At 71.7% G+C, this 10,206-nt stretch carries 9 protein-coding genes and 1 pseudogene; 4 read left to right on the forward strand and 6 right to left on the reverse strand.

Annotation, left to right across the window (positions count from 1 at the left end):
* Both H5J30_RS08470 and H5J30_RS08475 read left to right on the forward strand, forming a co-directional pair.
* A partial coding sequence (locus H5J30_RS08470; protein WP_181786583.1) for a DUF993 family protein occupies positions 1-752 on the forward strand: 752 nt, incomplete at its 5' end.
* Positions 749-1,600, forward strand: a complete 852-nt coding sequence (locus H5J30_RS08475) for a sugar phosphate isomerase/epimerase family protein (protein WP_181786584.1) — start codon at positions 749-751, stop codon at positions 1,598-1,600. The genes H5J30_RS08470 and H5J30_RS08475, both read left to right, overlap by 4 nt.
* An 82-nt stretch (positions 1,601-1,682) precedes the next feature.
* On the opposite strand, the gene H5J30_RS08480 is transcribed toward H5J30_RS08475, so the two are convergent.
* Positions 1,683-2,279 (reverse strand): DUF937 domain-containing protein, encoded by a 597-nt coding sequence (locus tag H5J30_RS08480; protein WP_181786586.1) that lies wholly within the window; start codon positions 2,277-2,279, stop codon positions 1,683-1,685.
* Positions 2,280-2,570: 291 nt separating this feature from the next.
* On the opposite strand from H5J30_RS08480, the gene recD2 reads away from it, so the two are divergent.
* Both recD2 and H5J30_RS08490 read left to right on the forward strand, forming a co-directional pair.
* The gene (gene recD2 / locus H5J30_RS08485) at positions 2,571-4,787 is read left to right on the forward strand and encodes an SF1B family DNA helicase RecD2 (RefSeq protein WP_181786588.1); all 2,217 of its coding nucleotides are present in this window, start codon (positions 2,571-2,573) and stop codon (positions 4,785-4,787) included.
* A 169-nt stretch (positions 4,788-4,956) separates the two neighbouring features.
* On the forward strand, positions 4,957-6,246 hold the full coding sequence (locus tag H5J30_RS08490; protein WP_181786590.1) for a citrate synthase: 1,290 nt from the start codon (positions 4,957-4,959) through the stop codon (positions 6,244-6,246).
* Positions 6,247-6,615: 369 nt separating this feature from the next.
* On the opposite strand, the gene H5J30_RS08495 is transcribed toward H5J30_RS08490, so the two are convergent.
* The 5 genes and pseudogenes from H5J30_RS08495 to H5J30_RS08510 all read right to left on the reverse strand — a co-directional run bounded on the left by H5J30_RS08495 (position 6,616) and on the right by H5J30_RS08510 (position 10,070).
* Positions 6,616-6,843: a heavy-metal-associated domain-containing protein gene (locus tag H5J30_RS08495; RefSeq protein WP_181786593.1), complete on the reverse strand. Its 228-nt coding sequence runs from the start codon at positions 6,841-6,843 to the stop codon at positions 6,616-6,618.
* A gap of 99 nt (positions 6,844-6,942) precedes the next feature.
* Positions 6,943-7,380 (reverse strand): TetR/AcrR family transcriptional regulator, encoded by a 438-nt coding sequence (locus H5J30_RS08500; protein WP_258563187.1) that lies wholly within the window; start codon positions 7,378-7,380, stop codon positions 6,943-6,945.
* Positions 7,381-7,453: 73 nt separating this feature from the next.
* Positions 7,454-8,524 (reverse strand): annotated as a pseudogene (locus H5J30_RS36550) (hypothetical protein); the annotation flags it as partial.
* Positions 8,521-9,654, reverse strand: coding sequence for an AAA family ATPase (locus H5J30_RS08505; protein WP_181786597.1), 1,134 nt, complete (start codon positions 9,652-9,654; stop codon positions 8,521-8,523). The gene H5J30_RS08505 and the pseudogene H5J30_RS36550, both read right to left, overlap by 4 nt.
* Positions 9,655-9,848: 194 nt before the next feature.
* Positions 9,849-10,070: a hypothetical protein gene (locus H5J30_RS08510; RefSeq protein ID WP_181786599.1), complete on the reverse strand. Its 222-nt coding sequence runs from the start codon at positions 10,068-10,070 to the stop codon at positions 9,849-9,851.
* Positions 10,071-10,206 lie beyond the last annotated feature (136 nt).

A 10,206-nucleotide genomic window follows, 5' to 3' on the forward strand; every position in this document is an offset into this window, starting at 1 on the left:
AGGAGCAGCTCGCCCTCGTCGAGGACGCCGGGGCGCAGGCGGTGCTCATGGCCTCCCGCGCGCTGGCGGCGTGCGCCCGCGGGCCCGAGGACTACGTGGAGACGTACGGCGCGCTGCTGCGCCAGGCGCGCGAGCCGGTGATCCTGCACTGGCTGGGCGACATGTTCGACCCGGCGCTCGCCGGCTACTGGGGCAGCGCCGACCTCGACGCCGCCACCGGTACCTTCCTCGACGTCATCGCCCAGCACCCGGACAAGGTCGACGGCGTCAAGGTCTCCCTCCTCGACGCGTCCCGGGAGGTGGACCTGCGCCGCCGGCTGCCCCGGGGAGTGCGCTGCTACACCGGCGACGACTTCCACTACCCCGAGCTGATCGAGGGCGACGAGCACGGCTTCAGCCACGCCCTCCTCGGCGTCTTCGACCCGCTCGCCCCGCTGGCCGCCGAGGCGGTACGGACCCTCGACACCGGCGACGCGGCCGGCTACCGCAAGGTCCTGGACCCGACTGTGCCGCTGGCCCGGCACCTCTTCCAGGCCCCGACGCGCTTCTACAAGACGGGCGTCGTGTTCCTGGCCTGGCTCGGCGGACACCAGAGCCACTTCACGATGGTCGGCGGGCAGCAGTCGGCCCGCTCCCTGCCGCACCTCGCGCGCGCGTACGAGCTGGCCGACGCGCTCGGCCTGTTCCCGGACCCGCAGCTCGCGGCGCGGCGCATCACCTCCTTCCTCGCCGTCCACGGAGTCGCCCTGTGAGCACCGGACAGCCGGCCGGCGGGCCGTCCCGCCTCAGCCTCAACCAGGAGACCATCAGGCAGTGGTCGCTCCCCGAACTCGCGGACGGCTGCACCGCGGCCGGGGTGCGCGGCGTGGGCCTGTGGCGCGCGCCCGTCCAGGAGTTCGGGGTGGACGCCGCCGCCAAGCTCTTCCGCGACGCCGGGCTGACGGTGACGAGCCTGTGCCGCGGCGGCTTCTTCACCACCGGCGACCCGGGGGAGCGCGCCACCGCCCTCGACGACAACCGCCGCGCCATCGACGAGGCCGCCACCCTGGGCACCGACACCCTTGTCCTCGTCTCCGGCGGTCTGCCGGCGGGCAGTCGCGATCTGCACGGCGCACGGGAGCGCATCGCGGACGCGCTGGGGGTCCTCGCGCCGTACGCGGCGGAGCGCGCCGTGCGGCTGGCGATCGAGCCGCTGCACCCGATGTACGCCGCCGACAGATGCGTGGTCTCCACGCTGGCCCAGTCGCTGGACCTGGCCGAGCGCTTCCCGGCGGACCGGGTGGGCGTGGTGGTGGACACGTACCACCTGTGGTGGGACGACACCGTCGCGGCGCAGATCAGGCGTGCGGGGGAGTCCGGCCGGATCGCGGCCTTCCAGCTGGCGGACTGGGTGACGCCGCTGCCGGAGGGCGTGCTGCTCGGGCGGGGCCAACTGGGCGACGGGAGCGTCGACCTGCGCTGGTTCCGGGAGCGGGTGGACGAAGCGGGGTACACGGGCTTCGTCGAGGTCGAGATCTTCAACCCGGGGCTGTGGGCGCGCGACGGGGCGGCGGTGCTGGCGGAGATCGCCGAACGCTACGAGCGGCTGGTCGTGCGCTGAGCGACGGGCCGGCGTGCCCGGAGTCCGGGCGGCGGCGGGTGGCGGGGGCTGTGTCGCGTACGGGCCGGTCCCTGCCGTGCCGTCAGGCGCGGTGGCGCCCGCCGCCGTAGGACTCTCCGGCGCCGAACAGCCGCGCCAGTGCGCCGAGTGCGCCGCCCGGCCTGCGGGTGGCCTGCTGCTCCTCCGCGAGCATCTCGGAGAGCCCGTCCGCCCGGACGTCGCGGTTGCGCGCGGCCCGGGAGACGGCGGCCATGGCGATCGGCGTGAGGATCTTCAGCGCCCGGGACACCTGCGCCATCGGGATGCCGGTGCGCTGCGAGACCGCGCGGGCCACGGGCATGCTCGTCCTGCCGACGATCGTCGCCAGCATCCCGCCGCCGAGCGCACCTCCGGCGAACGGCACGGCGCCGACGAGGCCGGACGACCCCTTCACCGGGCGCGCGCCCGCACCGGCGCCCGCGGGCGCCGCCCCCTGCACCTCGTCGAGTGCCTGCTCGACCTCGTACGCCCCGTGCGGGGACGAGGCCGCCTCGGCGAGCGAGCCGGTGAGGGCGGCGACCGTCTCGCCGACGACCCGCTTCGCGCCCCGGCTGCCGGTGCCCAGTTCGTCGGCGACCTGGTGCAACTGCTCCGGACCCAGGTCGTCCAGGACAGCTTTGTGTACTGGTTTGTCCCTCATGCCTGAAACGTTACGACCGATCAGCGATGTCGGCACGTCGGATTACAGATCGATAAAGTGCCGAAGCCGTGCAACCCTTCACCCCCGATCGGGGTCGTATAGGGCATCAGGCTTCCCGGGGGGAGTACCAGGGGGGTAGGGGGAGCCTATTGGAGGGGAACGCGAGGGGGCCCGGCCCGCAACGGCCGGGCCCCCTCGCTGCGCCCGCACGCGGCGGCAAAGGTCGTCCGCAGCCGCCGGCCGTCCACAGGCCGCCCCGCGATGTCGGGGCCCGGCGATAGCGTCTTTCCCATGACGCAACTGGCGGTGGTGGACGGAGTCCTGGAACGGATCACGTACGCCAACGAGGACAGCGGGTACACGGTCGCCCGCGTCGACACCGGCCGCGGCGGCGGCGACCTGCTCACTGTCGTCGGCGCCCTGCTCGGCGCGCAGCCGGGCGAGTCGCTGCGCATGGAGGGCCGCTGGGGCTCCCACCCGCAGTACGGCAAGCAGTTCACCGTGGAGAACTACACGACGGTCCTCCCCGCCACCGTCCAGGGCATCCGCCGCTATCTGGGCTCCGGGCTGATCAAGGGCATCGGCCCGCGCATCGCCGAGCGCATCGTCGACCACTTCGGCGTCGACACGCTCGACGTCATCGAGCAGGATCCCGCCCGGCTCGTCGAGGTCCCGGGCCTCGGCCCCAAGCGGACGAAGCTGATCGGCGCCGCCTGGGAGGAGCAGAAGGCCATCAAGGAGGTCATGCTCTTCCTCCAGGGCGTCGGTGTCTCCACGTCCATCGCGGTACGGATCTACAAGTCGTACGGGGACGCCTCCATCTCGGTGGTGAAGAACGAGCCGTACCGGCTGGCGGCCGACGTCTGGGGCATCGGCTTCCTCACCGCCGACCGCATCGCCCGCTCCGTCGGCATCCCGCACGACAGCCCGGAGCGGGTCAAGGCCGGCCTGCAGTACGCGCTGTCGCAATCCTCCGACCAGGGCAACTGCTTCCTGCCCGAGCAGCAGCTCATCACCGAGGCGGTCAAGCTGCTGCAGGTCGACACCGGCCTGGTCATCGAGTGCCTGGACGAACTGGTGAAGGAGGAGGGTGTCGTCCGGGAGGCGGTGCCCGGGCCCGCGGGCGGGGAGGACGTGCAGGGGATCTACCTGGTGCCGTTCCACCGCGCGGAGGTCTCCCTGGCCGCCCAGCTGCTGCGCCTGCTGCGCACCGAGCGGGACCGGATGCCCGCCTTCCAGGACGTCGACTGGGGCCGGGCGCTGAGCTGGCTCGGCGAGCGCACCGGTGCCGAACTGGCGCCCGAGCAGGAGCAGGCGGTCCGGCTGGCGCTGACGGAGAAGGTGGCCGTGCTGACCGGGGGCCCGGGCTGCGGCAAGTCGTTCACCGTCCGCTCGATCGTGGAGCTGGCCCGGGCCAAGCGGGCGAAGGTGGTGATGGCGGCGCCCACGGGCCGCGCCGCCAAGCGGCTGGCCGAGCTGACCGGCGCCGAGGCGTCCACGGTCCACCGGCTGCTGGAGCTGAAGCCGGGCGGCGACGCCGCGTACGACCGGGACCGGCCGCTCGACGCCGACCTGGTCGTCGTCGACGAAGCCTCGATGCTCGACCTGCTGCTGGCGAACAAGCTGGCCAAGGCCGTGCCGCCGGGGGCGCACCTGCTGCTCGTCGGCGACGTCGACCAACTGCCGTCCGTCGGCGCCGGGGAGGTGCTGCGCGACCTGCTGGCCGAGGGCGGACCGGTGCCCGCGGTCCGGCTGACCCGGATCTTCCGGCAGGCCCGGCAGTCCGGCGTGGTGACGAACGCGCACCGCATCAACTCCGGGGTCCAGCCGCTCACCCAGGGCCTCGCCGACTTCTTCCTCTTCGCCGAGGAGGACACGGAGGCCGCGGGCCGGCTCACGGTGGACGTGGCGGCCCGTCGCATTCCGGCCAAGTTCGGCCTCGACGCGCGCCGGGACGTGCAGGTCCTCGCACCCATGCACCGCGGCCCCGCGGGCGCGGGCGCGCTCAACGGACTGCTCCAGGAGGCCGTCACGCCCGGCCGCCCCGGGCTCGCCGAGAAGCGGTTCGGCGGCCGGACGTTCCGCGTCGGCGACAAGGTCACGCAGATACGGAACAACTACGAAAAGGGCCGCAACGGGGTCTTCAACGGCACCGTCGGGGTCGTCACCGCCCTCGACGTGGTCGAGCAGCGGCTGACGGTGCTGACGGACGAGGACGAGGAGGTGCCCTACGACTTCGACGAGCTGGACGAACTGACGCACGCGTACGCCGTCACCATCCACCGTTCGCAGGGCAGCGAGTATCCGGCGGTGGTGATCCCCGTCACCACCGGCGCCTGGATGATGCTCCAGCGGAACCTGTTGTACACGGCAGTCACCCGGGCCAAGAAGCTGGTCGTGCTGGTCGGGTCACGCAAGGCCCTGGGGCAGGCGGTCCGCACCGTTTCCGCAGGCCGGCGCTGCACGGCGCTGGATCGTCGGCTGCGTGGCCGAGTGGGTCTCCCCTAACGCGCTCCGGCAGGGCACGATGGTCCGTATGTGGCACCCAGTGCCGTATGTTGATCCGGCAGCCGACCCCGAGTGCACGGAAAAGCTCCGCATGGGGGAAGCTGGAGGGTAGTCAGGGCACCTCAAGCACACCTCAAAGAAGAGGCACGATACGTCGGGTGAGGACAGAGTGAGCGACAAATCTGCAGTACTTCGGTACGGCGACGGCGAGTACACCTTCCCGATCGTCGACAGCACCGTCGGTGACACCGGCGTCGACATCGGAAAGCTGCGCTCCCAGACCGGGCTGGTGACCCTGGACAGCGGCTACGGCAACACTGCGGCGTACAAGTCGGCCATCACCTATCTGGACGGCGAGCAGGGGATTCTCCGCTACCGCGGCTATCCCATCGAGCAGCTCGCCGAGCGCAGCACCTTCCTGGAAGTCGCGTACCTGCTGATCAACGGTGAGCTGCCCAGCGTCGACGAGCAGTCGGAGTTCAAGGGCGAGGTCACCCGCCACACCCTCCTGCACGAGGACGTCAAGCGCTTCTACGACGGCTTCCCGCGGGACGCGCACCCGATGGCGATGCTGTCCTCCGTGGTCAGCGCGCTGTCGACCTTCTACCAGGACAGCCACAACCCCTTCGACGAGCAGCAGCGCCACCTGTCGACGATCCGGCTGCTGGCCAAGCTGCCGACGATCGCGGCGTACGCGTACAAGAAGTCCGTCGGCCATCCGGTGGTCTACCCGCGCAACGACCTCGGGTACGTCGAGAACTTCCTGCGCATGACCTTCTCGGTGCCGGCCGCCGAGTACGACCCGGACCCGGTCGTGGTCAGCGCCCTCGACAAGCTGCTGATCCTGCACGCGGACCACGAGCAGAACTGTTCGACCTCCACCGTGCGGCTGGTCGGCTCCTCGCAGGCCAACCTGTTCGCCTCCATCTCGGCGGGCATCAGCGCGCTGTGGGGGCCCCTGCACGGCGGCGCCAACCAGAGCGTGCTGGAGATGCTGGAGGGCATCCAGGCCACGGGCGGCGACGTCGACACCTTCATCCGCAAGGTGAAGAACAAGGAAGACGGCGTGAAGCTCATGGGCTTCGGGCACCGCGTCTACAAGAACTTCGACCCCCGGGCGAAGATCATCAAGGCGGCGGCGCACGACGTCCTCTCCGCGCTGGGCAAGTCCGACGAGCTGCTGGACATCGCCCTGAAGCTGGAGGAGCACGCGCTCGCCGACGAGTACTTCGTCGAGCGCAAGCTGTACCCGAACGTCGACTTCTACACCGGCCTGATCTACCGCGCGATGGGCTTCCCGACCGAGATGTTCACGGTGCTCTTCGCGCTCGGGCGGCTGCCGGGGTGGATCGCCCAGTGGCACGAGATGATCAAGGAGCCGGGCTCCCGCATCGGGCGTCCCCGGCAGATCTACACCGGTGAGGTGCTGCGGGACTTCGTCCCGGTCGAGGAGCGCTGAGCTGCCGGCAACCCGCACGCCGGCAGCGACGCACAGGAACGCGAAGGCGCCCCGTCTGCGATCCCCCCACGGATCAGTCGACGGGGCGCTTCGCTCTCCCGGCCCCGGTAGGGGCCGGGCGCCTTCGTGCCGCCGGGACACCGCCGCGGGAGGGGCCGCTCAATGCTCCTCGCACGTGCCGTCCCGGCCTCGTGCACGCCGACTCCGCCGGGTGTCGACGTCACCCGAATAGACACCCGACCCCCGCCGATGGTTACCCCCTGATCGGTGTGATCTGAGTCACTCGCGGCGGGGCGGGCAACCGGTGCACGTGCCGACGCCGCTCCCGTGCCGCGTGCACAGAGGCGGCGCCCTTCGGGGCCGTACGGGTCAGGCCGGGCCGACCAGTTCGTAGCCGGCTTCGTCGACCGCGGCGCGCACCTTCTCCTCGTCGAGCGGGGCGGCCGAGGTGACGGTCACCTCGCCGGTGGCGGCGACGGCCTTGGTCGAGGAGACGCCGTCGAGCGCGGAGATCTCGGCGCTCACGGCGCCCTCGCAGTGGCCGCAGGTCATGCCGGAGACCTTGTAGACGGTGGTGACGGGGGACTGAGTGCTCATGGGAGCCTCCCTTGTCGACGGTGGGCGCAGCCGTGTCCTGCTCCCTGCACTCCACACTATACCCCCTAGGGGTATTTTCCCTCCATGCCGGTCGCGGGATCAGTCCGCCGGGGGTACGGCGTCGGTGCCGACGACCGGGGCGAGGTAGCCGAACAGCGCCCGTTTGATCTCCGTGCGGTACGCGTCCCGTTCGGTGTCCTTGGCGGTCATGAACAGCTCCAGGCCCGCCTTGAAGATGCCGAACGACATGATCGTGGTGCGGGCGATCTCGTCCGGTGACAGCTCGGGGGCGCGGAGGGCGAGCATGCCCTCGACGGCGCCCACGATCGTCGTGTGCACCGCCTCGTGCTCCTTCGCGACCAGGCCCGGGGCCTCCGCGCCCTGCAGCAGCACCTCGAAGCCGGGGTGGGCGGCGCTGAAGTCGATCACCGGGTCGAGGGCGGCGTCGAGCATCGCGCCGAGCGGGAGCGCGGCGTTGGCGGGGGTGAACGCCTCGCTGTTCGTCTCGTGGAGCGCGTGGTTGTAGCGGCGGCCCAACTCGACGGCCAGCGCCTCCTTGTTCGGGAAGTAGGTGTGAGTGAATGGTTGAGGTAGTGAGGAGGTGGAGGAAAGGAGTGCGGGTGCCGGTGACCGGGTTGCCGTAGGGCTCGGGTGTGCCGCCGGGGGTGACGGTGGCGCCACGGGAGTTGAAGACGGAACTCGCGGTGGCGGCGGCTTGGCGTCGCTGGCCGGCCCGCTGGGCGCGGTCCTGAGCCTGCGCCTTGGACTGCGCGGCCATGGCGTTGGTCGCTGCGGCCTGTGCCGCGAGGTCGGCGGTGTCGGTGGCTGCCGTGCTGTCCATGACGACTCCCACGGCGCTGGACAGCAGATCGGTGAGGTTCTCCGGCACGGGCAGGGCGGGGGCCGCGGTGTCCAGAGCGTCGCACCATTTTTGAGCGTGCGTGAGCATGGTCGTGGTGTCGTGGTCGGCGCACTGGTGGGCTGCGGTCCAGATGCGGGTGAGTGTGGCCAGCAGGTTTGCGCCCAGCACCTTTTCGCACAGATCGGCGACGGCCCGGGTCTCGCCGGCGTCCAGGATGCCGACGTCACGGCGGCCGAGGACCAGGGCCGCCACGGCGGCGGCGTGCTCGATGCCCTTCAGGGTGGGGTGGGCGATGTCGGGCATGACCAGGGTTCGGGCACTGGTGCGCAGGTACGTGCGGTCCGTGGGCCGCGTGATCAGGTGTGCGCCTTCGACGCGGCTCTCCTCCAGCAGGAGCGCGGCCTCGACGACACGGGGGTTCGCTCCGGCAGGCGCCGTCCAGGTCCAGTCGGAGTGGGCCGCGTGCGCGGCCTCGTGGACGAACACTCCCCAGGCGGCCGGATACCGCTCCTCGTCGCCCACGATCCGCGGATGGATCTCGTGGGGCCTAAGCGGGGTGAACAGGCCGGCGTCGAACTCGACCTCGCCCAGAGTGGGGAAGAACGCGGCCGGTGCGCCGCTGCGCGTGCCGGGGCGGCAGGTGACGAGAAGGTCCTGGCGGCCACAGAGGGCGACCAGCCGGTCGCCGAGTTCGGCTCCCACGCGCAGCCACGCGTCCGGGGAGGAACGGGGTTGCGCGGGCGGGGCGCCGTCGTCGTCCCATCGCGCGAGGTCGGCGTCGTCGTCCGGCCTGGACTGGACGTGGTGGTGGACGCTCACCGCGAGCGGCCCCGGAGTGCGGAGCCGGTGCTCGGGGGCTGCCGGACGGCCGAGGCGGAGAGCTGCTTGCCGAGGGTGAGGGGCGCAATCTTCTTGACGCCGACGGCCTTGATGACGGCGTCGGCGACGGCGTCGCGATCCTCCACAGGAGCGATGCCGACCAGGTTCGCGAGCGCGGCTTTGGTGCCGAGGACGGCCTCGGTCCTCTGGTAGCTGAGCAGCTCTCGCAGTTGGGGGGCCCAGCCCAGCTCGCCGAGTTCCACTTGGCGGGCGAGGTGTCGGGCGACCCGGACCACCCGGGCATCGATCCTCAGCGCCAGGGCGAGGTCATAGTCCGTGCCGACCTGGATCTGCACGCTGAACCGGCTCGCGAGCGCTTCCGTCAAAACCGCCCCGTGGACGCCGGGATTGTGGCCCGCCACCACGTAGAAGCCCGGCTCGGCCTTGATGGTCTCGCCCTTGTGGGCCTTGACCTGGATCTGCCTGCGCCCGTCCATCGCGGGATACAGCGCCGCCAACACCATCGGCGAGATCAAGGTGGCATCGTCGATCAGCAGGGCGCGACCCTCGGTCATCGCGGTGACCAGCGGACCGTACTGGAAGACGTAGCCTCCGCTGTCGGCCTGCGTGTACTCGCCGATCAAGTCGCCGACCGTGGTGTCGCCGTCACCGGCGACGGTGAGCAGGTCCGGGAACGCCGCCTCGACCAGACTCGTCTTGCCGGTGCCCGGAGGACCGTAGAGCAGCACCGGCACGTCGGCGTCGCGCAGCCGATTCAACGCCTCGACGTCGGGCAGATCGGCCAGCTCCCGGGGATGGTAGACCTGGCCCCCCGCGCGGCGGATCGGCCCGGTCTGCCTGGGCGCGGCTGCTGCGGTCGTGCGGGCCGTGGCCGCCCGGGCGCGGGGAGAGTGGGTGCCCGGTGGGCTGATCACAGCGGTCTGCGCGGCTGCGGCGGTTTTCGCGTTCGCGCGGAACTCCGGTTGTCCGGTTCCGCCTTGGTCGGCCTCGCCGCGTCGCACCAGGGTCAGGGCGGCGTTGCGGACGGCGCCGTGGGAGTGGCCCAGCTGCCTGGCCATGTCCCCGATGGTGAGCGTGTCCGCCGGCCGGTCGGCCAGCAGTCGCGCCACCTTGGCCCGTAGTTCGCCGCCCTTGGTGCGCGCTGGACTGGCAGGCGTTCCGGGTGTGGTCAAAACGAGGCCCCTTCAACAGGTGCGGGTACGGGCGGGGTCGGCGACGCGCCGGAGGGGCTGGCCGCTCTCGGAGCGGATCACGGACTGTGCCGACATCGGCGACCGGGCCAACCGGGGCGTACCGTCGGCGCTCACCGGCCGGCCGAGGGCTCGGTCCAGGTGCAGGGGATGGCCGGCGACGAGCAGCTCGCCGGCTGCCGAGCAGGCCCGTGCGTCCGCTGGGTACCGGGTTCCGTCGCTCGGCAGGCGCAGTCTGGCGTCTCTTCGAAGCCGGCCTGGAGCAGGATCCGCCGGGCGGCGGCGTTGTAGCCGGTGGTGGTGATCTCGCCGGTGATGGTGTGCCGGATCGTCATGAACGGCTCTGCTGGTGCTTCGGGCAAGGCGGATCTCCTATCGGTGGTCCGGAAAGAGGGTGAGGGCGGGAGGTCAGCGGGCCCGGTGACGCCCGCGCCGCGGACGGCGGTGCCGGCCGCCGCGAGGATGACCGCC

It is taken from the genome of Streptomyces phytophilus (genome assembly GCF_013870535.1).
Classification (GTDB): Bacteria; Actinomycetota; Actinomycetes; order Streptomycetales; family Streptomycetaceae; genus Streptomyces; species Streptomyces phytophilus.